The following is a 23,579-nucleotide window of genomic DNA, read 5'->3' on the forward strand; positions in this document are numbered from 1 at the left end:
CCCCGTTACATTGGAGGGGGGTGTCGGGACGGGGTTCATGGCCCGCGGCCGGCCGCGGGGCCCGGGGGTGGGGGCCGCGGGCCCGGCGGCCTGTGCACGGGGTCGGACGGGTCAGTGGCCCGGCCAGCCGTCCAGGTGGCGGTGGAGGGTGACGTCCTTCTGCGGGTCGCCCTTCGGCGCGTTCGCGACCGCGTCGTGCAGGACGGCGGTGACCTCGGCGGCGAGCCCGTCGGCCTTCGTGCGCAGATCGGCGGCGGGCAGGGTGGAACGGGTCAGCTCGTCGAGCCGGCGGTGGATGTCGTCGAGCTTGCCGCGGGTGGCGTCGTCGAAACGCAGCGCGGTCGGCGTGGAGACCACGAACTGGTAGGCCCCGGCGAGGGTCTGACAGCCCGTGCACTCCTTGTTGGCGGCGTCGCTGAGGTTCACGGCGTTCAGGTGGGTGTGCTCCCCGGCGACCGTGACGATCTGGAAGGAGAGGGCCACCGAGCGGCAGTGGTCGTCCGCCGAGCAGCCGGCCGAGACGGCGTTGGCCTGGTTGCGCACGCCGGTGGCGTTCACCGTGCCGAACTGGCGGACCGTGAAGGAGTCCCTGGCCTGGGTGTGGTGCCCGCGGTCGGCGTGGCTGAAGACGTGGTCGGAGACGACCGCGGCGTGCGGGGCGGCGGTGGCCGCCTGCGCGGGTACGGCGGTGGCCGCCCCGGCGACCCCGGCGGCGAACAGGCCGATCCGGACGGCCCGCCGGGTGAGCGGACCTGGGGTGGTACGGGTTTTTCGGTGACTGCTCATGGAGTGCTCCTGTGCTCCGGTGCTGCTGCGGTAAGTGGTTGGCCGCCGCTCGTCAGGACGTGACCGGTGCCGGGCTCGGCGGGTCGCTGGCCGGCGGCGGGGACGGGCTGGGTGTCGGGGACACCGGGACGCTCTCCGACGGGGTGGGCGTCGGGGACTCCGGCACGCTCGCCGGCGGCGAGGACACCGGTTCGGTGACCGGTCCCGCGCTGGTCGGCGCCTGCGATGCGCTGGCGCCCTGCCCGGGACGGCCCGACACCGAGGCGGAGGGCGACGCCGAGGCGGACGCGCCCGGCGACGCCGCCCCGGCCGAGGGCGCGGCGCTCGCCCCGGCCGAGGCGGCCGGCACGCCGGACACGGTGTCCGAGGGCGCACCGGAGTCCTTCGGCCCGTCCGGGGTCGAGGCCTGCCGCGCCGGCGGCGGTTCCTCGGTCGGCACCCCCGGCTGGAGGATCGGTGCGATCGGCGGCTGCTTGGGCAGCGGCTTCGGGGTCACCCCGGACATCCAGGCGTAGCTGAGCCCGGTGAGCCCGGCGAGGGCGAGGGCGCAGATGGCCAGCCGAAGCCGGGGGCGGCCCGCCGTGGAACGTTTCGCGGCCCGGATGATGCGGCCGCCGATCTTCACGGACAGATAGACGACACCGGCCATCGGGCACAGCAGCATCACGCAGCCGATCGTCCCGACCAGGCCCTCGACTATCTTCCCGTCCACGAAGGCCGAGCCGGTGCCGAGGAGTTGCTCGGTCAGCGAGCGGGTCATCGTGGTGAGGATCCGCGGCAGGTTCCACAGCGCGTACCCGAGTTCGCCGATGATCAGCGGGACCATCGTGAGCACCCAGGTGGCGACGATGGCCCGCGCCGACTTCTTCAGCCCGGCGACCTCCTGGCGGGCCCGGTCCCCCCTCGGCCCCGGTACCAGGCCCAGCAGGATCGGCTTGATCTTGCCGTACAGGTCCGGGACCCCGGCCAGGTCGCCGAGGATGTAGTAGCCGTCCAGCCGTACGGCCGGCATCAGCTGTTCCATGATCTCGAAGTGCCCGAGATACACCGTGGCCAGGAAGAACTGTGCCCCGGTGGCGAAGTAGGCGCCGACCATGGCCAGCATGAAGACGACGTTGAAGTAGACGCCGCCCAGGTCGGTGCGGAGCCGGCCGGCCCGCCCGATCCGGTAGACGTCGGTGACGTCGGTGTACATCGAGGGCCAGATGAGGAAGAGCCCGCACCCGATGCAGCCGGGGCGGGCTCCGCCGTATCTGCACGCGGAGGCGTGTCCGAACTCGTGGAAGACGAGGGAGGCCACGGTGAGCACGAAGACGACGAGGATCAGGACCGGCTGGTCGAGCACCTCCAGGACGGGCTCGATCGCCCCGAAGAACCCGAACAGCCAGACGTCCATGGCGACGGCCGAGCCCAGCACCAGCGCGACCGCGGCCGGCCGGTGCAGCCACGCCAGCGAACGCGCGATCTTCGCCGTACGCCGTTCGTTGAAGATCACCCGGTGGCCCTTGAGGGCGAGCAGCAGGTCGGAGCGCGGGGCGTCGACCTCGTCGTCCTCCTGGCCCTCCGGGACCGTCACACCCAGCGGTTCCAGCTTCTTCTCGACGAGGAAGCGGATGTTCTCCCCGCTGACCTCGCGACCGAAGCGGGCGCTGACCCGGTGCGCGATGGCCTCGGCATCGCGGACGCCGTCGACCGACGACGCCACCAGGTACAGCAGCCTGGACAGCTGCACGACCTGCCCGTCCCCCCGACGGGCGATGTACTTGGGCTCGGTGAAACCCGACCCCTGGTACTCACCGTGCAGCCGCAGCCCCGCGCTCAGCCTCGGGGCCGGCGGCGGCTGGTCGACGACCGGCAGGGTGCCCGTCGCCACCTGCTCGTAGGTCACCGGCCAGCCGCCGGGTCCGGGCACCGGGCCCGTGTCATACAGTGCGGCGGCCCCGTCTCCGAGCACCGTCATATGTGGTCTCCCCCCGAGTCCCCATGGTGTTCCGCCCGGTGTTTCCCCCCCGACAGCCGGGGGCGCCACCGCCGGGGCGACGGCGGTGGCGCCCCTGGGAACTACTGGGTGACGCTGATCGTCTGCGCGGCCGACGACTCGGCGGACGACCAGGCGGAGTGGTCGTTCAGCGCGGCGGACTGGTTGGACGCGTCGATGTTCGCGATGTGCTTGGTGACGTTGACCGTCTTGCCGAAGCTGAACTTCAGGCGGCCGAGGGCCTCACGGCCCGGCAGCAGCTCGGCGGACTCGTTCTCCAGCTCGTTCATGTCCATGCTCATGACGGATGTCCCTTCGTTTCGTGTGCGATGAGGTTGAGGTCGATCTCGGTGCCGGCGCCGTGCGCCAGGGCGGTGCTACTGGGTGACGCTGATGGTCTGACCGGCGCCGGAGTCGGCCACCGACCACGACGAGTGGTCGTTCAGCGCGGCGGACTCGTTGTGGGCGCTGATGTTCGCGACGTGCTTGGTGACGTTGACCGTCTTGCCGAAGCCGAACTTCAGCCGGCCCAGGGCCTCACGACCCGGCAGCAGCTCCGCGGACTCGGCCTCGAGCTCATGGGCGTCCATCATGATCTTTTCCCCCTCAGGGATAGACATTTCCGATCGGACCGAGTCAGGTTCCCCCCGGACTCTGTCCAATCTGGTCGGACGTGCTGTCCAACGAGATTGGACACTAGGCCCTCGGGAACCCGCCGCGCAACCCCTTCTGAAAATCACCCTCTCGGCCTATCGCCGACCCGCCCGTAGAATCGGCCGCGACATGGCGGACTCCGCAGGTGGCGAGCAGGAAGTGACGGTCAGTGGCCAACGCACTGCAGCAGTTGATCCGTGAGCACCTCGACCGCAAGGGCTGGTCCTACGGCGACGTGGCGCGGCGCGGCGGCATCCCCCGCTCCACCGTGCACCACCTGGCCACCACCGACCGCGTGGTCCGGATGCCCCAGGCGACCACCCTGGAGGGCCTGGCCAAGGGGCTGGAACTCCCGCTGGAGGCGGTGCGCCGCGCCGCCGCCGAGGCCTGCGGGATCCACGTGTACGACACCTCGCCGGCCGCGGACCAGGGCCGCACCGCCGGCGCCGCCGACCCGGAGGTCGCACTGCTCATCGCGAGTGTCCAGAAGCTGTCGGCCGACGACCGCCGGCACGTCACCGCGCTCGTCGAGTCCCTGCTGGACCGTTCCTCCCGCCCCGCCGGGGACAAGTGACCGGGGCCGGACCACTCCCGGACGTTCTTCCGTCAAGTCGGAAAAAGAATCCGACTCCGCACGAAACCGTGAAGATCCAGGGCTAGTCTCTCGATCTGCCCGGGCCGCGAGAGCCGCACGACCACGGGCTCTCAGGGGGAAGATGTGTTGTTCGTGCACGGCGGACCCGCAACGGCCGTGGTCCGGAAACCCGACGGTGAGTCCGTCGTCCTGCTGTCCGGGGAACTGCCCGAGGTGCTGACCGACGCCTCGGTGACCGAGCTCCTGGACCTGGCCGCCGCCATCCTGGACCCGGGCGAACTCGCCCTCTTCGAGGAGTGCCTGCGCACCCTGCGCCGCAACGGCATGCGCGCGGGCCGCCGCATCGAGGCCGACGGGGCGGTCCTGACCGTCTACGAGGGGTGAGTCGACGCCGCCCACGAAAGACGCGGGAAGTGCCCGGAATCGGACTTGAACCGGCAGCCGGAGAAGCCCCCTGGAGGACCTTCCGTCCGAGCTGGGACATCTGACCGTCCGCATGGTCACGGCCAAGTCCGATGAGCGGAAGACGTTCTGGGGCACCTACGGGCCCTCGCCCCCGTCCGAAGTCGCGGCCTGCCGACGCACATCACCGTGTGCGCGCACGGTCTCGAGGAAGCCGACGTGCCAGCTCACAGGCAGGTGCACGAAACGACGTATTTATGGATCTCCGGTGTCCACCAGCCGATAGAGTTGCTAAACGACGCAACGGAGCGACCAGGAAGCGCCCGCTCGGCTGGGGTCATCCGCAGCCCCGGACGACACCTGACTCGGCTGTTGCAGTTGCCCGATGTGAGGTTCGTCGAGGGGGCCGGGGTGTCCGAACCAGGGCTTGATCTGATGTGGCTCATGGACGATCGGGATCGCACCCAGGAGAACCTCCGGCTGCTGGGCCAGGTCGATCACGCCGTCCCCGAGGAACTCGACCGCATTCTGGCTTCGCTGTCCGCCGAAGCCTCCACCGGATTACCTTCCGCGGTGCATCTGCTTGCGGTGGGGCTGGCGTCCGCCGGGCGCATGGACGAGGCGATCGCGGCCTTCCGCTCGGCCATCGAGCGCGCTCCCGATCGCCTCGAGTTCCGGCTGAACCTCGCAGTGGCTTACGTTCGCGTCGGTCAGGTCGACCTGGCGGCGGCCACGCTGGACCGAACGGCGGCGCTGGTCGACGCCGGTCAGGTCCGCCTCACCGGCGCGGACCAGGAGCAGATCCGTCGGGCGGTGCAGCGCAGGCGCGACGAACTCGCCGCGTGGGTGCGCTGGCGGGACGATCAGGTGAGGCTGACCCGGTTACGCGTCGGCATGCTGCGTGAGCGTCTCGCTCACGGTGAGGGCACTGCGAACGACCGGGTTCAGCTGGCAACCGCGTTGCTGAGGTCACGTCATGACTCCTCGACGGAGACCCTTGCGGAGGCGGCCGCCGTCCTGGAGGCGGTGCGCGCCGTCGAGCCGCGCCATGTCGAGGCCCTGGAGAGACTGGCCCACGTGTACGCGCTGCTGAACGACGACCGGTGCGATGTGGTGCTGCGCGAGTTGGAAGCCGTGGAGCCGAACTCGGCGGTACTGCGCGCGTTCACGGTGAGCGATCAGGACGCGGCGCACCACTTCAAGACCATGCGTGCCCGGGCCACGGCACTGTTCGAGCTCACCATCACCAGAGGTCCGGAAACCGAGGCCGCGCTCACCGAGTTGCGGGCCATCGTGCGGCAGGCGCCGGAAAACCGGGAGTACCGGGGCTTGCTGATGTTCGCCGAGCACGTCAACGGCAACGTGGCCCAGGCCATGGCGCTGGCCGAACTGCAGGACGCCCGGACCGACCTGTCGCATGCGGAGCACTTCAACCTCGCGCAGGTCTTCTGGGGCCAGGACGAGGCGCAAGGCCGGCGACATCTCACGGCCGCCTACCAGAAGGCATCCAGCGCCGAAGAGCGGCGAGACGTCGAAGAGATGCTTGTGCATCTGAGTGAACGACGGCGCTGACCGCATGGAGACCAAGGAGGCCGCGCTGGTCCGTGCGGCTGTGGCGGCCCAGGACTTGGACGAGATCGAGGCTCTGCTGCGTCGCGCGGTGCCCTTCGACGGAGGCGGGGTACTCCGCGAACTGGCCGCTCGGGAAGAGGAGTGCACCCTGACGGGCCGTGTCGCCGAGGCCCGACTCCTGGCGTACCTCCGTCCGGTCATCGAAAAGGCAGTACGCGCCTACGGCTTCCTCGCACCCGAGGTGTGGCACATCGACTCGCTCGATGCCTGGATCGACCACGCGGTCACACTGCCGTCCCTGCTCGACATGTTCCTCTCCGCCCGCGGCCATCGCGAGCTGTTCGGCAGTCACGGGTTCTCCCTGGCGCATCAGCTGGTGTTCGGCACCGGTGCCCAGCCGCGCAGCGACAAGCATGTGATGGCGGTGGTGGCGGTCGGTTTCGCGGCCGGTGACTTCGCAGACCGGGAGGTGGCCCGGCTGCTGTGGGCGGCCGTCAGCCGGAGAGCGGGCCGCATCGTCCACGCCCAGCGGCACATCGCGCGGGCGCGCGAGGGGCTCGGGCACGTGGCGGACGGTGAGGCGCGCCGCGGCGCGTACTTCTACCTGGCCGTCTCCTGCCACTCCGTGGGAGACCTGGATACCGCGATCGAGGCGTACACCTGCGCGCTGGACCGCGACGACGCGAGCCGGGACGTGGTCGGACGATACGCACTCGCCCGCTGTCTGCGCACGGCCGGCCGCACCGGCGAAGCCTTGGCCGCCCTGGGCGGTGTCGACTTCGACGCCCGGCAGCCGGGACCGCTTCCGGAGCACGAACTCCGCGCGCTGCACCTGCGTGGCACGCTTCATGAGGACGCGGAGGAATACGACGTCGCAGTCGCCGATCACGAGACGGCTGTCCACATGGCCCTTGCCCTGGGCGACCAACACCGCGAACTGCAGGCGCGGTTCTCGGCCTCCGGCGCCCTGAGCAAGGCGGGACGGCACCGCGAAGCGGTACGCGCGGCGGAGACAGCACTGCTGCGCGCCCGGCTGTGGGCAGACCCCCTGCGGCTCGCCGACGCTCACAACCGCCTCGGAGCCGCCCTGCTCGCCAAGGGGGACAAGGCCGCGGCGCGGGCCCAGTACGTCGCGGCGATGAATTGCCGTGGCGGTGTCGGGCCAGAGGGCGCCGGGGTCAGCGAGGCGATGAGCCTCTTCGGCCTCGGCGACACGGAGAAGGGCTCGGAAGACAATGACGGCACGGACGTCCTGTACCGGGCAGCGCTGGAGCACATGCGGTACGGCACCGATGCGCTGACGGGACTGACTCACTTCCTCCCGCGAGTGGTGCGGCCGGACCGTTCCCTGCCGGACGAGTACCTGTCCACGCTGCGCGCCGCGCTCAGACAGTCTGCAGCGAGTGGAAACTCATGGTCGTACGACAAACTGGCAGCCGTCCTCGCCGACCACCAGGCCGCCACCGGCCGGCGCACCCGGGCGATCGCCCTGCGGCGCGAACTGCTCGCGCGGGCCGAGGAGTTCGCCTCGCAGAGCTCCGCCGCGATCCGGGAGCGGAGCAAGCTCGCCGAGTTGCTCGCGACCGAGCCCGACGGGTGCCAGGAGGCGTTCGATCTGCTGTGGCACGCCCGGAACGCGCTCGACGAACAGGTGGACCAGACCCGGGTCGCGCAGCGCCGAAGCGAGATCCTGGCCCCGCACCTGCGCATCTACGACCTGCTCATCCATCTACTGGCTCACTCCGACGCGCCCCTGGCACTGCCTGACGCCCGAGACCGCGACGCCCTCGCCTTCGATCTGCACGAGGAGGCGAAGTCGCGCAGTTTCCTCGGCGACCTGTCCCGGGGAACCGTACCCGCCCCCACGGGGGTACCGCCCTCACTGCTGCGCCGCGAAGCGGATCTCCTCGTTGCCGAACGCCGACTGCAGCAGGCGCAATGGGTTCCCGGCACCCGGTCCGGCCGCACACGTTTCACTCGTCTTGAGGAGGTCCACGCGGAACTGACGGAGATCTGGGAGAAGGTGTACCCCTTCGCACCGGAGTACGTTCGTCTTCGCCGCGCCCAGCCCGTCGATCTGCCCCGCGCCCGGGATCTGCTCAGACGGTACGCACCGGACGGCGGCATGGCCCTCGTGTCGTATTTCGTCGGCCGCGACGAGACCACCTGTTTCGTACTACGGTCGGACGACGAGCGACTGCGGATCCACCGGATGGCCGTGGCGGACGGACAGCTGGCCCGCGTAGTGGATCAGCTGCGCCTGGCCTTCAACGGCGACCCGACCGCCTTTCCCCCGGTGGCGCCCCTGCGGGGCAGGCATCCCGAACGCCGCAGCCTCGCCTTCCTCGACGCCGTCGGGCCCGAACTCCTGTCGTTCACGGCACACATCTCCGGGCTGCCCTTGGTAGGCATCGCCCCGCACGGGCCGCTGCACCTCCTCCCGGTGCACGCCTTGCCCACCGGCGGCGGCGCCCGTCTGATCGACAGCGTGGCGACCGCGTACTGCCCGAGCCTGAGCACCCTGGCGCAGGTCATGGCGCGCGGGCGGACCGGCGACCGCCCTGACGCGAACGCGTTCGTCGCCGGCGTGGCCGCCCGGGAGGACAATGACCACGCCCTGTTCGAGCACGACGACTCCCTGCTCACCGCCGCGGGCTGGCCGGTGCGCTCGGTCTCGGGCACCGATGCCACGCGGGCTGCCGTCCTGGCCGGCCTCGCCGAAGCCGATGTGGCCCATCTGACCTGCCACGGCCACTTCGACCGGAGCGACCCACTCGACTCCGGACTGCTGCTCGCCCGGGGCGGTGCGAGGCCGAGCAAGGATGTCCGACGCCTGTCCGTGGCCCAACGCCGCGAACAGATGCTGACAGTGCGTGACCTCGCAGACGTCCGCACCCCGCTCCAGCTGCTGGTGCTGCGCGCGTGCTCGGCGGGAAGCCTCGGCCGGGAGAACACCGGTGACGAGTTCAGCGGGCTGGTGCGGGCTTTCCTGCACGCAGGCGCCGTCGGCATCATCGCCCCGATGTGGAACGTCGACCAGCACAGCTCGCACGTCTTCCTGACGCGCCTGTACCAGGAGCGGCACCGGCACCCCGGTCTGCCGCTGTGGCAGCTGTTACGGCAGACGCAGCACTGGATGCTCGGCCGCGACGACCAGCCCTGGCTGGCCCATCCCTACCACTGGGCGCCGTTCACGCTCGTAGGAGACTGGAGATGACCGTGAATCCTATCGACCAACTCGACGACCGCAGCACGCTCCTGGCCGTCCAGTACCTGGCAGAGGACCTGCAGGGCGGCAGGCCGACTGTCGTCCAGAGCGAGGCGGAAGCACGACACGTGCTGTCGTCCCTGCTCGCGCAGGCGGACATCCCGAATGCCTCTCCAGACGACCTCCTTCCGTCCCAGGACGTCGCACTGGCGGCGGCGCGGAGGGCGCTCGTGGCACTCAACGACGACGCCATCACCCACACACTGACCGCAGGACTCCTCGCGGAGCCCCCGGAGGACGAGCAGATGAGCGTCGAGGCGGCGCTGGCTGCCACGGCGGTCCTTGCCCTCCTGATCACCTGGCTGCAGACGAAGGTGGTACTCCGCATCCGTCGCAAGGGCGGCAAGACCGAGGTGGACTTCACGATCGACAAACAGGCCACAGACGGCCAAACCCTCAGGGAGATCGCGACCGCACTGGGCGCAGTGCTCGGGCTCCCCACCTCTGTCGATCCGTCAACGCCCGGCTCAGACCAGGAGAATGCACCCCGGTAAGCCATGCCCCCTGTCGTGTTGGCCCTCCGCCGTCTCGCAACACGCTTCGGAGCGTACACAGCCCGCAGGTCACCGCCGCTGGCGGGCGGTACAGGCACCTTGAGGTGCTCGTGTTTGTTCTCGCGGGGGGACCTGATGCCGAATCGGCACGGTATGGACCCGTGATCTCGCCGTGTCCCCGCGACACGAAAGAGAATGAGCACCTTCCGGCCGCTTTGGCAGGTCAGGTGCTCTTTTGCGGGAAGTGCCCGGAACCGGACTTGAACCGGTACGCCCGCGAGGGGCAGCGAGGTTTAAGCTCGCCGTGTCTGCATTCCACCATCCGGGCAGGCCATGGGCTCCGCTACGAGATTCCGACCCTATCGGGAGGCGTCCCCCGAACAGCGGACGGGCGACCCGATGTTGTCTTATTTTATTGACGTCTGAGGGAGCATCAGCCCCCGGAACGAGCCATCCGCACTTGCCAATAGCGTTACGCGCGGTGGGTGACCGCGTACACGGAATGACGGAATTTCACCGTCCGAACAAGGGGGCTCCACCCGTTCTCGACGAATGGGAACGCCCGATTCCGGATCATCAGGAACGTCAGGTTCCGGATCGCCGGGGGCGTCGGCCGGGTCCGGGCGGATGGTCCGGCCGGCCTCGGGGTCGGCCGTCATCCCCAGGTATGACTCGGCGCCCCCGCGGTCCGACCCGAGTCGCCCCCGGAACCGGAACTGCGGCTGACTACACGGGCCCGTACGGCCGGGACGATGGTGCAGTCCCCATGAAGCCGTCGTCCCGACAGGAGCACCCTTCCGTGTCCACCACACCCATCGCCGACCGGCGGACCACCTCCGTGGCCGCACGTGCCACGGACCTCTCGAAGATCTACGGCCAGGGCGAGACCCAGGTGGTCGCCCTGGACCGGGTCACCGTCGAGTTCCGGCAGGCCGAGTTCACCGCGATCATGGGGCCGTCCGGCTCCGGCAAGTCCACGCTGATGCACTGCGTGGCGGGCCTCGACACCTTCTCCTCCGGTTCCGTGCGGATCGGCGACACCGAGCTGGGCTCCCTCAAGGACAAGCAGCTGACCAAGCTGCGCCGGGACAAGATCGGCTTCATCTTCCAGGCGTTCAACCTGCTGCCGACGCTGACCGCCCTGGAGAACATCACGCTCCCGATGGACATCGCGGGGCGGAAACCGGACAAGCAGTGGCTGGACTCCGTCATCCAGATGGTCGGGCTGCGGGACCGGCTCGGCCACCGGCCCTCGCAGCTCTCCGGCGGCCAGCAGCAGCGCGTCGCCGTGGCCCGCGCCCTCGCCTCCCGGCCGGAGATCATCTTCGGCGACGAGCCGACCGGAAACCTCGACTCCCGCTCCGGCGCCGAGGTGCTGGGCTTCCTGCGCAACTCGGTGCGGGAGCTCGGCCAGACCGTCGTCATGGTCACCCACGACCCGGTGGCGGCGTCGTACGCGGACCGTGTCGTCTTCCTCGCGGACGGCCGGATCGTCGACGAGATGTACCGGCCGACCGCGGAGACCGTGCTCGACTTCATGAAGCAGTTCGACGCGAAGGGCCGTACCAGCTGATGTTCCGCACCGCCCTGCGCAACGTACTCGCGCACAAGGCCCGGCTGCTGATGACCGTGCTCGCCGTCATGCTCGGCGTCGCGTTCGTCTCCGGCACCCTGGTCTTCACCAACACCATCTCGGACGCCTTCCAGAACAGCTCCGCCAAGGGCTTCGAGGGCGTCGACGTGGCCGTCCAGGCCAGGTACCAGGACTCCGAGGGCGACACGCTCGGCAAGACGCCCGACCTCACCCAGGCCCTGCTCGACAAGGCGGCGAAGGTCCCCGGGGCCGCCACCGCCACCGGCGTCGTCTCCGGCTTCACCGCGATCGCCGACAAGGACGGCAAGCTGATCGGCGGCGGCTGGCAGTCCGAGGGCGGCAACTACTGGGGCGCCAAGGACACCCGTTACCCGCTGGTCAGCGGCCACGCGCCGAGCGGGAAGAACGAGGTGCTGATCGACTCCAGGACCGCCGGGCGGGCCGGCTACAAGGTCGGCGACACGGTGCGCATCTCCGTCGACGGCCCGGTCCTCACCCCCACCGTCGCCGGCATCTTCACCACCGACGACGGCAACGTGGCGGCCGGCGGCAGCCTCGCCCTGTTCGACACGGCGACCGCGCAGCAGCTGTTCGGCAAGAAGGGCGCGTACGACGAGATCGACGTGACCGCGAAGTCCGGTACCGGCCAGACCGCCCTCAAGTCCCAGCTGGACCAGGCCCTGCCGAAGAAGCTCGTCGAGACCACCACCGGCCACAAGCTCGCCGACGACCAGGCGAAGGCCATCTCCGCGGGCATGAGCGGCCTGCGCTCGGGTCTGCTGGTCTTCGCCGGCATCGCCCTGTTCGTCGGCACGTTCATCATCGCCAACACCTTCACCATGCTGGTCGCCCAGCGCACCAAGGAGCTCGCGCTGCTGCGGGCGGTCGGCGCCTCCCGCCGTCAGGTCACCCGCTCGGTGCTGATCGAGGCGTTCGTGGTCGGCGCGGTGGCCGGCGTGACCGGTCTGGTCGCCGGTATCGGCATCGGCGCCGGACTGCGCTCGCTGCTGGGCTCGATCGGCGCGACCGTCCCGGACGGCCCGCTGGTCGTCACCGCCGGCACGGTCGCGGCCGCGCTCGCCGTCGGCGTCGTCATCACCATGCTGGCCGCCTGGCTGCCCGGCCGCCGGGCCGCGAAGATCCCGCCGGTCGCCGCGATGAGCGCCCTGCACTCCGCCCCGACCACCAAGTCGCTGGTGCTGCGCAACACGGTCGGCGCACTGTTCTCGGCGGCGGGCGTGACGGTGATCCTGGCGGCGACCACGATGAGCGGCTCCGACGGCCAGGCGCCGATGGGTCTGGGCGCCGTCCTCCTCATCGTCGGTGTCTTCGTGCTCACCCCGCTGCTCTCCCGTCCGCTGATCGCGGCCGCGGCCCCGCTGCTGCGCGGGTTCGGCGTGGCCGGCAAGCTCGCCCGCCAGAACTCGGTGCGCAACCCGCGCCGTACCGCCGCCACCGCGTCCGCGCTGATGATCGGCCTGACCCTGATCACCGGCATGACGGTGATGGCGGGCAGTCTGCAGAAGTCCATCGACAAGATGGCGAGCGCGGCGATCCGCGCGGACTACGTGGTCTCGATGGCCAACGGCAACGCCCTCTCCCCCGGCGTCGCCAAGAAGGTCGCGGCCACCGACGGCGTCACCGCCTCCAGCCCGCTGAGCAACGCGGCCTCCCGAATCGACGGCAAGACCGAGTTCCTGACCGGCGTCAACGGCTCGGCGATCGGGAAGCTGACCGACCTCACGGTGGACAGCGGCACCTTCAGGGTCGGCGGCTCGGACGTCGTCGTGGACGACGACACGGCCAAGTCGCACGGCTGGAAGGCCGGTTCCGGCTTCACCGTGCACTACGAGGACGGGAAGGCACAGCGGCTGACGGTCGCCGCGGTCTACGAGGGCAACCAGCTCATCCGCGGCATCATGCTCGACAGCGCCGTCCTCACCCCGCACGAGACCGACCCCGCCGACATGCAGGTCATGGTCAAGACGGCGGACGGGGCGTCGAGCGCGACCAAGGACAAGCTGGAGAAGGCCCTCGGCTCCAACCCGGCGATCAAGGTCCAGGACAAGCAGGACCTGTCGAACTCCATCGCGCAGGCGTTCACGCTGATCCTGAACATGGTCTACGGCCTGCTCGCGATGGCGGTGATCGTCGCGGTCCTCGGGGTCATCAACACCCTGGCCATGTCGGTGTTCGAACGGTCCCAGGAGATCGGCATGCTCCGCGCGATCGGCCTGGACCGCAAGGCGGTCAAGCGGATGGTCCGCCTGGAGTCCCTGGTCATCTCCCTCTTCGGCGGGGTGCTGGGCATCGGCCTGGGCGTGTTCTTCGGCTGGGCGGCCGGTCAGCTGGTCGGCGCGAAGATGCCGACGTACGAACTGGTGCTGCCCTGGACCCGGATGGCGGTCTTCCTCCTCCTGGCCGCCACGGTCGGCGTCCTGGCGGCCCTGTGGCCGGCCCGCCGCGCGGCGAAGCTGAACGTGCTGGCGGCGATCAAGTCCGAGTAGCGGGCGGCGCGCGGCAGCAGGTACGGCGAAGGGGCCCCACAGCGAGCGTGGGGCCCCTTTCGGGTGCCGTCAGCTGTTCCAGGTGCGGGTGCGCAGCGGCAGCCCGGAGGCACCCGACTCCGGGGTCCGGACGGCCAGCACCTGGTTGACGCCGATGCGGTTGTGTTCGAAGCCGAGGGCGGAGGCGGCCATGTACAGCCGCCAGACGCGGGCCCGGCCGGGGCCGGCCAGCCGCATGGCCCGCGGCCACTCGGCCTCCAGGTTGACCACCCACTGGCGCAGGGTGCGGGCGTAGTGCTCACGGATCGACTCCACGTCCCGCACCTCGAACCCGGCCCGCTCCAGCTGGGTGACGGTGGTGCCGATCGGGGCGAGCTCGCCGTCCGGGAAGACGTAGGCGTCGATGAACCCGTCCACGTGGTACGTCGACTCGTCCCGCTGCGGCCGCCGTGCGATCTGGTGGTTGAGCAGCCGCCCGCCGGGCTTCAGCAGCCCGTACAGGTTCTCCGCGTACTCCAGGTACCGGTCGGCCCCCACGTGCTCCGCCATCCCGATCGACGAGACGGCGTCGTACGGCCCGTCCCGGACGTCCCGGTAGTCCTGGACCCTGATCTCCACCCGGTCCGTCAGACCCTCGTCGGCGACCCGTTTACGGGCGTACGCGGCCTGCTCCTGGGAGAGGGTCACCCCGACGACGCTCACGCCGTGCTCGCGGGCCGCGTGGATCGCCATGGAGCCCCAGCCGCAGCCGACGTCGAGCAGCCGCCGACCGGGGGTCAGGCCGAGCTTGGCGCAGACGAGTTCGAGCTTGTCGCGCTGGGCGGTCTCCAGCGTGTCCGCGTTTTCGACGGCGCCCCAGTATGCGCACGAGTACACCATCGACGGCCCGAGGACGATCTCGTAGAAGTCGTTCCCCACGTCGTAGTGGTGGCTGATGGCCCGCCTGTCGCTGTGGCGGGTGTGCAGGTGGCTCCGTCTGCGCACCTCCTCGCGGGGCGGGGCGGGCGGAACGGGCGGCCCTGCGAGCTTCAGCAGCTCGCCCACGGCGGCCCGTACGGCGGGCTCGCGCAGGGCCTGGAGGACCGTACGGCCGTCCTCCCCGCGTTCCCAGATCAGACCGGAGATCGCGGCGAGGGCGCTGTAGAGGTCGCCCTCGATGTCCAGGTCCCCGGCGACCCAGGCGCGGGCCAGGCCCAGTTCGCCCGGCTTGAACAAGATGCGGCGCAGGGCGCGGCGGTTGCGCACGACCAGCGTCGGCGCGTTTGGCGGTCCGGCCTGCGATCCGTCCCAGGCCCGCAGCCGCACCGGGAGCGGAACTCCCAGTACCTGCTCGGCAACACTCCTCAGCCGCGACGCGGCGTCGGCCATGGCGCACACCTCCAAGACGTCTATCCCGGATGCCGGTTACCACGTAAACACCGTGAGGGCAGCAGCACAGTCCCGCAAAGGAGTTACGACTGGGCAAAACCGTTGTATGCACCACGCACTGCCCGGCACTGCTCCCAGTTCTACTGCCCGCCCGTTGCCGCCCTGTTGCCCCCGCGCCCGAAAACGCCGAAGGACCTCCCGCACCACGGATGGCGGGAGGCCCTTCGGATGGTTCAGCGACCGTTGACCGGGGTCAGGAGGCCTTGGCCTTCTCCTCGGCCTTCGGGGCGGCGACCGGCGCAGGCTTGGCGGCCTCGTAGAACTCCTCGCGGGGGTTCTCCATGGCACCCAGGGACACGACCTCGCGCTTGAGGAACATGCCGAGGGTCCAGTCGGCGAAGATGCGGATCTTGCGGTTCCAGGTCGGCATGGCCAGACCGTGGTAGCCGCGGTGCATGTACCAGGCGAGACGGCCCTTGACCTTGATCTTCGTCTTGCCCAGGACGATCATCGCGACGCCCTTGTGCAGACCCAGACCGGCGACCGCGCCCTTGTTGGCGTGGCTGTACTCCTTCTGCGGGAAGCCCCGCATGCCGGAGACCACGTTGTCGCCGAGAACCTTGGCCTGACGCAGCGCGTGCTGCGCGTTCGGCGGGCACCAGGCGTTCTCCACACCGGCCTTGCGGGCGGCGACGTCCGGCACCTGGGCGTTGTCGCCCGCGGCCCAGATGTAGTCGGTGCCCTGCACCTGGAGGGTCGGCGCGGTGTCCACGTGACCGCGGGGGCCGAGCGGCAGGCCGAAGCGGGCCAGCGCCGGGTTCGGCTTCACACCCGCCGTCCAGACGATCGTGTTGGAGTCGACCTCGAGGCCGTTCTTCAGCACGACGTGCCCGTCGACGCAGGAGTCCATCGAGGTGGAGAGGTAGATCTCCACACCGCGGCTCTCCAGGTGCTCCTTGCCGTACAGGCCGAGCTTGGGGCCGACCTCGGGCAGGATCTTGTCGGCGGCGTCGACGAGGACGAAGCGCATGTCCTCGCGGGACACGTTCTTGTAGTACTTGGCCGCGTCGCGGGCCATGTCCTCGACCTCACCGATGGTCTCCGCGCCCGCGAAGCCACCGCCGATGAAGACGAAGGTGAGCGCCTTGCGGCGGATCTCCTCGTCGGTCGTGGAGTCGGCCTTGTCCAGCTGCTCCAGGACGTGGTTGCGCAGCCCGATGGACTCCTCGATGCCCTTCATGCCGATGCCCTGCTCGGCGAGGCCGGGGATCGGGAAGGTGCGGGAGACCGCGCCGAGGGCGATCACCAGGTAGTCGAAAGGCAGCTCGTACGACTCGCCCACCAGCGGCGCGATCGTGGCGACCTTGCGGTCCTGGTCGATGGTGGTGACCCGGCCGGTGAGGACCTCCGCCTTCGGCAGCACGCGTCGCAACGGGACGACGACATGCCGAGGGGAGATGCTGCCGGCGGCGGCTTCGGGGAGGAAGGGCTGGTAGGTCATGTACGACCGGGGGTCGACGACCGTGACGGTCGCCTCGCCGTAGCGCATCTTCTTGAGAATGCGCCGAGCTGCGTACAGGCCTACGTACCCACCGCCTACTACGAGGATCCTGGGACGCTCCGTGGTGCTCATGGCATCGAGTATCCACCCGCCCCAGGGGGGCCGCTCGTGCGCCCCTTCACAAGCTTCCACAGGGCCCGTGCTACACTCCGCCGCTCACGTGACGCAGGTCATGGTCAACAGCGGGAACCCACTTCCGATACGACCCGTTGTCAATGCCGCGTGAGCTGCCTCTCCAGGCTTCCGGGGGCACCGTGAGGGCACCCGATGTCACCCTCAAGAGCACCTCCCGGAACACCCCCTGGACGCCCTCCTGAGCACGCTCAAGGGCCCGTTCGGCCCCCGAACGGGCCAATGGGGCCCCTTGGACCCCTCACCTGCACCGAATTCCTTGTGAAGAACTTCACGAAGTTTCCCGGCGGGGTGTCGTGGCACGGCGTGTCACCTGCCGTTCCGGGTGCTCACCCGTCGTTTCACGTGCTCATCCGAGGCGCCGGAAGTCACCTCCCGACGCCGGAAGTCACCTCCGGGCGACGGGAGTCAGCTCTGGGCGACGGACCAGGCGATGCCGTCGAGGATGTCGTGCTCGCTCACCACGACCTCCGTCGCACCCACCCGTTCCATGATCGACTGGAGGACGAGGGCGCCGGCCCCGATGACGTCGACGCGGCCGGGGTGCATGGAGGGTACGGCCGCCCGCTCGGCGTGCGTCGACCGCAGCAGCCACTCGGTGATCTCCCGGACCCGGGGGTAGGGGATGCGGGAGTGGTGGATGGCGGCGGAGTCGTACTCCGGCAGGTCCTGGTGGATGGCGGAGAGCGTGGTGACGGACCCGGCGAGGCCGACCAGGGTGTGCGCCTCGCGCAGCGGGACGGTCTGCTCGGCGAGGTCGAGGGCACGCTCGATGTCGGCCCGCATCGCAGCGATCTCCGCCTCGGTGGGCGGGTCGCTGACATGACCCTCGTGCACGAGGTGCCGCTCGGTCATCCGCACACAGCCGACGTCCACGGAGCGCGCGGCCCGCACGTGCTCGTCCCCGACGACGAACTCGGTCGAGCCGCCGCCGATGTCCACGACGAGGAACGGCTTGGCGAGGTCGTCGCGTCCCGCCAGCTCCTTCGTCGCGCCGGTGAAGGAGAACTCGGCCTCCTGGTCGCCGCTGATGACCTCGGGCTCGACGCCGAGGATGTCGAGCACGCCGCGCACGAAGTCGTCCCGGTTCTCGGCGTCGCGGGACGCGGAGGTGGCCACGAACCGCAGCCGGTCCGCGCCGTACTCCTTGATGACCGCCGCGTACTCCCGGCAGGCCGCGAAGGTCCGTGCCAGCGCCTCCGGCGCGAGCCGCCCGGTCCGGTCGACCCCCTGCCCGAGCCGCACGATCACCATCCGCCGGTCCAGATCGACGAGCTCCCCCGTCTCCGGGTCGGCATCGGCGACGAGCAGCCGAATGGAGTTGGTACCGCAATCGATGGCGGCGACGCGGGTCATGGCGGTGGGTTCCTTGTCTGTTCGTGGCGGCTCGGCCGACCGAGCCGCGCCGACAACCGGCGAATCGACCGAGCCCTGCCGGCAACCATGCAACCGACCGGGCCGGGTCAGGTAGGCACCCTGCTCCAACGACCGAACCAGGCCGGCACCTATTCAATCGACCGAGCCGGGTCGACACCTGCTCCATCGACCGAGCCGGAGCGACACCTGCCCCATCGACCGAGCCAGGTCGGCACCTATTCAATCAACCGAGCCAGATCGGCACCTGCTCCAACGGCCGAGCCGGATCGGCACCTGCCCTGACTACCGAGTCGAGTCGGCACCTATTCAATCGACCGAGTCGGGTGGTGGGTGGGCGAAGGTCTTGGGGGGCCAGGGGGCGGAGCCCCCTGGAGGGTCGTCAGTCGCCGGTGACTACGCAGGCGCCCTTGGCCCACCACTCCGGCAGCATGGCGATCGCCTCGTCGCCGAGCGGGTTCACGCCGGGTCCGGCGGCCAGCGAGTGGGCCACCAGCACGTGCAGGCACTTCACCCGGTCCGGCATCCCCCCGGCGCTCGGAAAGCCCGTCAGCTCCTCGATCTCGTCCCGGCGCCGGATGTAGTCCTCGTGCGCGGCCCGGTACGCCGCCGCCAGCTCCGGATCGCTCTCCAGCCGCGCCGTCATCTCCTTCATCACGCCGTTGGCCTCAAGGGTGCCGATCGCGGACGCGGCCTTCGGGCACGTCAGGTAGTACAGCGTCGGGAACGGCGTCCCGTCCGGCAGCCGCGGTGCGGTCTCCACGACATCCGGCTGCCCGCACGGGCACCGGTGCGCGATCGCCCGCAGTCCGCGCGGCGGCCGCCCGAGCTGCTGCTTGAAGGCCTCGACGTCCGCGTCGGTCGGCTCGGTACGCGGAGTGGAGGGAGGAGCCGTTTCCATGCCTGTCTTTCTGCTCTGCTGCTCTGCTGCTCTGCTGCTCTGCGGCGTTACTGCGCCGCTGCTCTGCTGCTCACTGGTCGGACGCGTCGGACTTGTCGACGCCGTCCCAGACGTTCGCGTACCAGGGCCGGTCGGCCGCCCCGAGGTAGGCGTGCGCCTGCTTGGCGGTACCGGGGGCGATCACGACGTACCCGGTCTCCCCCGGCATCACATAGTGCAGCCGCTGCCGGATCTGCTGCTCGGCGTACGTGTCGTCCTGCCACCGCGCCTTGAGGTTCCGCAGCTGCTCGACCCGCTGCCGGGCCTGCTGCTGCTGGCGTTCGAGCTCGGAGATCTCGGCGCGCTGGGAGACGTACTGCCGCATCGGATAGGCGAGCGCGACGATCATCGTGCAGAGCACGATCGCGAGCAGCGCCGCACGGCCGGTGAGCCGGGAGCGGCGGGCCTGGCGCCTGGTCTGGGAGCGGTAGACCCGGGCCGCGGTCTGCTCGCCGAGCAGCTTGAGCCTGGTCGCGGTGGAGAACCGGTCCCGGTCCTTCACGGCCATGTCCCCGCCTCCCTGGGTCAACCCTGGTACGTGCGTACGTCCCCGGACACGGTACGGGACCGGGTACGGGGACGTACGTACGACTGGCTAAGCCTTAACCCTGTGAGGCTCAGCCCTTGAAGCGCGGGAAGGCGCTGCGGCCCGCGTACACCGCCGCGTCGTCGAGGATCTCCTCGATGCGCAGCAGCTGGTTGTACTTGGCGACGCGCTCGGAGCGGGCCGGGGCGCCGGTCTTGATCTGGCCGCAGTTGGTGGCGACGGCGAGGTCGGCGATGGTGACGTCCTCGGTCTCGCCGGAGCGGTGCGACATCATGCACTTGAAGCCGTTGCGCTGGGCGAGCTCGACGGCGTCCAGGGTCTCGGTCAGGGAACCGATCTGGTTCACCTTCACCAGCAGGGCGTTGGCGGTGCCCTCCTCGATGCCGCGGGCGAGGCGCTCCGGGTTGGTGACGAAGAGGTCGTCGCCGACGATCTGGACCTTGTCGCCCAGCTTGTCGGTGAGGACCTTCCAGCCGGCCCAGTCGTCCTCGAACAGCGGGTCCTCGATGGAGACCAGCGGGTACGCGGCGACGAGCTCCTCGTAGTACTCGGTCATCTCGGCGGCCGAGCGGGACTTGCCCTCGAACTCGTACTTGCCGTCCTTGTAGAACTCGGACGCGGCGACGTCGAGCGCAAGGGCGATCTGCTCGCCGGGGACGTAACCGGCCTGCTTGATCGCCTCCAGGATGAGGTCGAGCGCGGCGCGGTTGGACTCCAGGTTCGGCGCGAAGCCGCCCTCGTCGCCGAGACCGGTGGCCAGGCCCTTCGACTTCAGGACCTTCTTGAGGGTGTGGTAGACCTCGGCACCCCAGCGCAGCGCCTCGGAGAAGGACTCCGCGCCGATCGGGGCGATCATGAACTCCTGGATGTCGACGTTGGAGTCCGCGTGCGAGCCGCCGTTGAGGATGTTCATCATCGGGACGGGGAGCAGGTGCGCGTTCGGGCCACCGAGGTAGCGGAACAGCGGGAGGTCGGACGCCTCGGAAGCGGCGTGCGCGACGGCGAGGGAGACGCCGAGGATGGCGTTGGCGCCGAGCGAGCCCTTGTTGTCGGTGGCGTCCAGGTCGAACATGGCCTGGTCGATCAGGCGCTGCTCGGTGGCGTCGTAGCCGACCAGCTCCGGGCCGATCTGCTCGATGACGGCGAGGACGGCCTTCTCGACACCCTTGCCCAGGTAGCGGTTGGGGTCACCGTCACGGAGCTCGATGGCCTCGAAGGCACCGGTGGAGGCGCCGGACGGAACGGCGGCACGACCCGTGCTGCCGTCGTCGAGGCCGACCTCGACCTCGACCGTGGGGTTGCCTCGGGAGTCCAGGATTTCCCGGGCTACGACGACGTCGATGGACGGCACGAGCATCTCCTTCTTGGGATGTGACGCTGGTTGTGCGGGGCGCACGCGGGCCTTGCCGGCCCTTGCTCAGCCTTGCGACTAGAGCCTAACCGTCCCAGGGCCGTCGGCCGGCACGACCGACCGACCCGTGGACACACAGACGGTACTCATTGTTCACGTGCGGAACAAAGGGGGTCCCGATGAAGAACGGGAGAAGAGCGGGCCAAGAAGGTGACGGCAAAGAGAAACCCCGCCCCGGTGCGTACGGGGGAAAACGCACCGAGGCGGGGGCCCGTGGGGACGGGGGTGGCCCTCACGTGGTCTCCACTATGGGGACCACGGCTGTGTGGGCGCTGTGGTTCAGCTGGGCGCCTCCAGTGCTTACGGCGGCCGCCCCGCGTCCTGCTACTTCAGGTGCAGCTGCTGACCCGGGTAGATGAAGTCGGCGTCGGCGACGATGTCCTTGTTCAGCTTGAACAGCGCCGGCCAGCCACCCTTGACCTTGTGCTTCTCGGCGATCGAGCTGAGGGTGTCACCCTTGACGACCTTGTACTCGCCGTCGCCCTTCTTGACCTTCTTGCCGGCCGGGGTGGTGACGGTCTTGGTCGCGGCCGGACGCTCGGCGGAGCGGGAGGCGGCCTGCGTGTCGGTCGACCGGGTGGTCGTGCCGGCGCTGCTGCTCGACGAGGAGCCGGCGCTGCTGCCGGTGTAGGCGGCGCTGGACAGGCCCGTGCCGCAGACCGGCCAGGCACCCTTGCCCTGTGCGGCGAGCACCTTCTCGGCGATCTGGATCTGCTGCGCCTTGGTGGCCTGGTTGGCCTGCGCGGCGTACTGCGTGCCGCCGTACGCGGCCCAGGTGGAGGCGGAGAACTGCAGACCGCCGTAGTAGCCGTTGCCGGTGTTGATGGCCCAGTTGCCGCCGGACTCGCACTGGGCGACGGCGTCCCACTCGGAGGCGGTGGCGGCGGAAGCGCTGCCGGCCGCCATCAGCGGGGCAGCGACGGCGATGCCGGTGACACCGGCGACAGCGATGGCGCGGACGGCCTTGGACGGACGACGGTGCTTGCCCTTGCCGGAAAACAGCATGGATCGATCCCCTCACCGACGCCTGCGAGGTGAGCTGTCGGGTTCGGGCCGGTTGAGTTGCCCGGCCGCACACCCGTGTGTCGGTGCGCGGCTTCACCCCGAGCCGGATCGGCAGTCTCGACTACCGGTCCCGGCACTTACCTTGGGTCCCCCGCTCCTGCCTACGGCGCTTGACGCGTCGACTGTTCCCGGACGGCCGCTGGCAGGACTCGGCGTTGCGACGGCCGGGGCTCGTGGTGACGAGCGGCCTTGACCGTAAACAGGGCATCAGGTGAATTTCAAAGATGATCAGGGCTTCTGAGACTCATCCCACACTTTCACCAAACCGGACATTTAACTTCTAATCAGGGCGGCCAGGGGACGCCAACTCCCGCCACCTTTCGTCCGTTTAGCTACCGAGTTTCAGGGTCTGACCGGCGCTGATGTCGTTGGGGTCGGCACCGATGGCCGCCTCGTTCGCGGCATAGAGCGCACGCCATCCGCCGTCGAGGTCAAGGGAGTCGGCGATGGAGGCGAGGGTGTCGCCGGCGCGGACGGTGTAGGTGCCGCTGTCATGGGAGGCGTGGCGGCCGGAGGAGGTGGCACTCTGACCGTTTGTCACGCTTTCGTCCGCCGAGCCGCCCCGATGCTTGCCGGCGCTGCTGACGGCCCCCGTGTCGACCAGACTCCAAGAGCCTTCAGCCTGCCCCGAATTGTCCGAGTCGTCGGTCTCGGGGACAACGGGATTCCCACTCGCCTTCGAGGTACCCGAGCCAGAAGATTCCGACTTGTCCGTCTTGGTGGATTTGCTGGGAGTGTCCGTCTTGGAGTCACCGCTCGCACTCGGGGAGGGAGTGGCGGAGTCACCCCCGGAGTCCGCGGCGCCCGAGGAGGAGCCGGAATCGGAGGAGGAGGAAGAAGACGAATCCGACAGCCCGGAGGACGAGTCCGACGAGTCGGAGGAACCGGATGAATCACCCGAGTCGTCGAGTCCCGTGTCGACGTTCACCGAGGCGTCGTCGGACGAGAGCCCGGCGAGCAGCGCACAGGTCCGCCAGGGCTTGGTGCCCTGGTCGGCGAGTATCTTCTCGGCGACCGCTATCTGCTGCGAACGGCTCGCCTGGTCGGGCGTACCGGCGTAGTCCAGGCCCCCGTACTTGCTCCAGTCGTCCAGGGACATCTGCAGGCCGCCGTAGTAGCCGGTGCCGTTGTCGGCGCTCCAGGAGCCGCCGCTCTCGCACTCGGCCACCTGGTCCCAGGTGGAGCCGTCGGCCGCGTGGGCGCTCACCGCACCGAGGAGCGGGATGGCGATGGCGGAGCCGGTCACGCCGGCCGCGACGAGAAGAGCCGGAGCCTGACGGGGGCGACGGTGACGACCGTTCCCGGAGAGCATGCGGAAACCTTTCGAGCGA

General features: G+C 69.8%; 19 protein-coding genes, 1 tRNA gene and 1 riboswitch. Of the genes, 7 read left to right on the plus strand and 13 right to left on the minus strand.

The window, feature by feature from the left end; all coding sequences use genetic code 11:
* Nucleotides 1–111: 111 nt before the first annotated feature.
* The 4 genes from ACFWPS_RS38305 to ACFWPS_RS38320 all read right to left on the minus strand — a co-directional run bounded on the left by ACFWPS_RS38305 (nt 112) and on the right by ACFWPS_RS38320 (nt 3,357).
* The gene (locus tag ACFWPS_RS38305; RefSeq protein ID WP_383714260.1) at nt 112–786 is read right to left on the minus strand and encodes a hypothetical protein; all 675 of its coding nucleotides are present in this window, start codon (nt 784–786) and stop codon (nt 112–114) included.
* A gap of 52 nt (nt 787–838) precedes the next feature.
* The gene (locus tag ACFWPS_RS38310; protein ID WP_383714263.1) at nt 839–2,746 is read right to left on the minus strand and encodes a hypothetical protein; all 1,908 of its coding nucleotides are present in this window, start codon (nt 2,744–2,746) and stop codon (nt 839–841) included.
* 101 nt (nt 2,747–2,847) lie between these two features.
* Nucleotides 2,848–3,066, minus strand: coding sequence for a hypothetical protein (locus ACFWPS_RS38315; RefSeq protein ID WP_189268007.1), 219 nt, complete (start codon nt 3,064–3,066; stop codon nt 2,848–2,850).
* A 75-nt stretch (nt 3,067–3,141) separates the two neighbouring features.
* On the minus strand, nt 3,142–3,357 hold the full coding sequence (locus ACFWPS_RS38320; RefSeq protein ID WP_150134605.1) for a hypothetical protein: 216 nt from the start codon (nt 3,355–3,357) through the stop codon (nt 3,142–3,144).
* A 230-nt stretch (nt 3,358–3,587) separates the two neighbouring features.
* On the opposite strand from ACFWPS_RS38320, the gene ACFWPS_RS38325 reads away from it, so the two are divergent.
* The 5 genes from ACFWPS_RS38325 (at nt 3,588) to ACFWPS_RS38345 (ending at nt 9,749) form a co-directional block, all read left to right on the plus strand.
* On the plus strand, nt 3,588–3,992 hold the full coding sequence (locus ACFWPS_RS38325) for a helix-turn-helix domain-containing protein (protein ID WP_383714266.1): 405 nt from the start codon (nt 3,588–3,590) through the stop codon (nt 3,990–3,992).
* Nucleotides 3,993–4,145: 153 nt separating this feature from the next.
* Nucleotides 4,146–4,397, plus strand: coding sequence for a hypothetical protein (locus tag ACFWPS_RS38330; protein ID WP_383714268.1), 252 nt, complete (start codon nt 4,146–4,148; stop codon nt 4,395–4,397).
* Between the two features lie 462 nt (nt 4,398–4,859).
* The gene (locus ACFWPS_RS38335; RefSeq protein ID WP_383714271.1) at nt 4,860–5,987 is read left to right on the plus strand and encodes a tetratricopeptide repeat protein; all 1,128 of its coding nucleotides are present in this window, start codon (nt 4,860–4,862) and stop codon (nt 5,985–5,987) included.
* Nucleotides 5,988–5,991: 4 nt separating this feature from the next.
* Nucleotides 5,992–9,204: a CHAT domain-containing protein gene (locus tag ACFWPS_RS38340; RefSeq protein ID WP_383714274.1), complete on the plus strand. Its 3,213-nt coding sequence runs from the start codon at nt 5,992–5,994 to the stop codon at nt 9,202–9,204.
* Complete coding sequence (locus tag ACFWPS_RS38345; protein ID WP_383714277.1) at nt 9,201–9,749, plus strand: hypothetical protein; 549 nt, start codon at nt 9,201–9,203, stop codon at nt 9,747–9,749. The genes ACFWPS_RS38340 and ACFWPS_RS38345 overlap by 4 nt, the downstream gene beginning before the upstream one ends.
* A gap of 245 nt (nt 9,750–9,994) precedes the next feature.
* Here ACFWPS_RS38345 and ACFWPS_RS38350 read toward each other — a convergent pair.
* Nucleotides 9,995–10,077: transfer RNA gene (locus tag ACFWPS_RS38350), tRNA-Leu, on the minus strand.
* A gap of 471 nt (nt 10,078–10,548) precedes the next feature.
* Between ACFWPS_RS38350 and ACFWPS_RS38355 the strand changes: the two genes are divergently transcribed.
* The gene (locus tag ACFWPS_RS38355; RefSeq protein WP_189268011.1) at nt 10,549–11,322 is read left to right on the plus strand and encodes an ABC transporter ATP-binding protein; all 774 of its coding nucleotides are present in this window, start codon (nt 10,549–10,551) and stop codon (nt 11,320–11,322) included.
* The gene (locus tag ACFWPS_RS38360) at nt 11,322–13,850 is read left to right on the plus strand and encodes an ABC transporter permease (protein WP_383714280.1); all 2,529 of its coding nucleotides are present in this window, start codon (nt 11,322–11,324) and stop codon (nt 13,848–13,850) included. The genes ACFWPS_RS38355 and ACFWPS_RS38360 overlap by 1 nt, the downstream gene beginning before the upstream one ends.
* Before the next feature lie 69 nt (nt 13,851–13,919).
* Here ACFWPS_RS38360 and ACFWPS_RS38365 read toward each other — a convergent pair whose 3' ends face one another.
* From ACFWPS_RS38365 to ACFWPS_RS38400, 8 genes are all read right to left on the minus strand, one after another.
* Nucleotides 13,920–15,218 (minus strand): class I SAM-dependent methyltransferase, encoded by a 1,299-nt coding sequence (locus ACFWPS_RS38365; RefSeq protein WP_383714283.1) that lies wholly within the window; start codon nt 15,216–15,218, stop codon nt 13,920–13,922.
* A 253-nt stretch (nt 15,219–15,471) separates the two neighbouring features.
* Nucleotides 15,472–16,851, minus strand: a complete 1,380-nt coding sequence (locus tag ACFWPS_RS38370; protein ID WP_089102266.1) for an NAD(P)/FAD-dependent oxidoreductase — start codon at nt 16,849–16,851, stop codon at nt 15,472–15,474.
* Nucleotides 16,852–17,319: 468 nt separating this feature from the next.
* Complete coding sequence (locus ACFWPS_RS38375) at nt 17,320–18,267, minus strand: exopolyphosphatase (RefSeq protein WP_383714286.1); 948 nt, start codon at nt 18,265–18,267, stop codon at nt 17,320–17,322.
* Between the two features lie 400 nt (nt 18,268–18,667).
* Entirely contained in the window at nt 18,668–19,186 is a 519-nt protein-coding gene (locus ACFWPS_RS38380) for a DUF501 domain-containing protein (protein WP_383714288.1), read from the minus strand.
* A gap of 70 nt (nt 19,187–19,256) precedes the next feature.
* Entirely contained in the window at nt 19,257–19,733 is a 477-nt protein-coding gene (locus ACFWPS_RS38385) for a septum formation initiator family protein (protein ID WP_383714290.1), read from the minus strand.
* A 109-nt stretch (nt 19,734–19,842) separates the two neighbouring features.
* Entirely contained in the window at nt 19,843–21,129 is a 1,287-nt protein-coding gene (eno, locus tag ACFWPS_RS38390; protein ID WP_089102262.1) for a phosphopyruvate hydratase, read from the minus strand.
* A gap of 378 nt (nt 21,130–21,507) precedes the next feature.
* The gene (locus ACFWPS_RS38395) at nt 21,508–22,188 is read right to left on the minus strand and encodes a transglycosylase family protein (RefSeq protein ID WP_383714293.1); all 681 of its coding nucleotides are present in this window, start codon (nt 22,186–22,188) and stop codon (nt 21,508–21,510) included.
* 4 nt (nt 22,189–22,192) lie between these two features.
* Nucleotides 22,193–22,367: riboswitch (cyclic di-AMP (ydaO/yuaA leader) on the minus strand.
* 209 nt (nt 22,368–22,576) lie between these two features.
* Complete coding sequence (locus tag ACFWPS_RS38400) at nt 22,577–23,560, minus strand: transglycosylase family protein (protein WP_383714295.1); 984 nt, start codon at nt 23,558–23,560, stop codon at nt 22,577–22,579.
* Between the last annotated feature and the right edge of the window lie 19 nt (nt 23,561–23,579).

It is taken from the genome of Streptomyces sp. NPDC058457 (assembly GCF_042720695.1).
Lineage (GTDB): Bacteria > Actinomycetota > Actinomycetes > Streptomycetales > Streptomycetaceae > Streptomyces.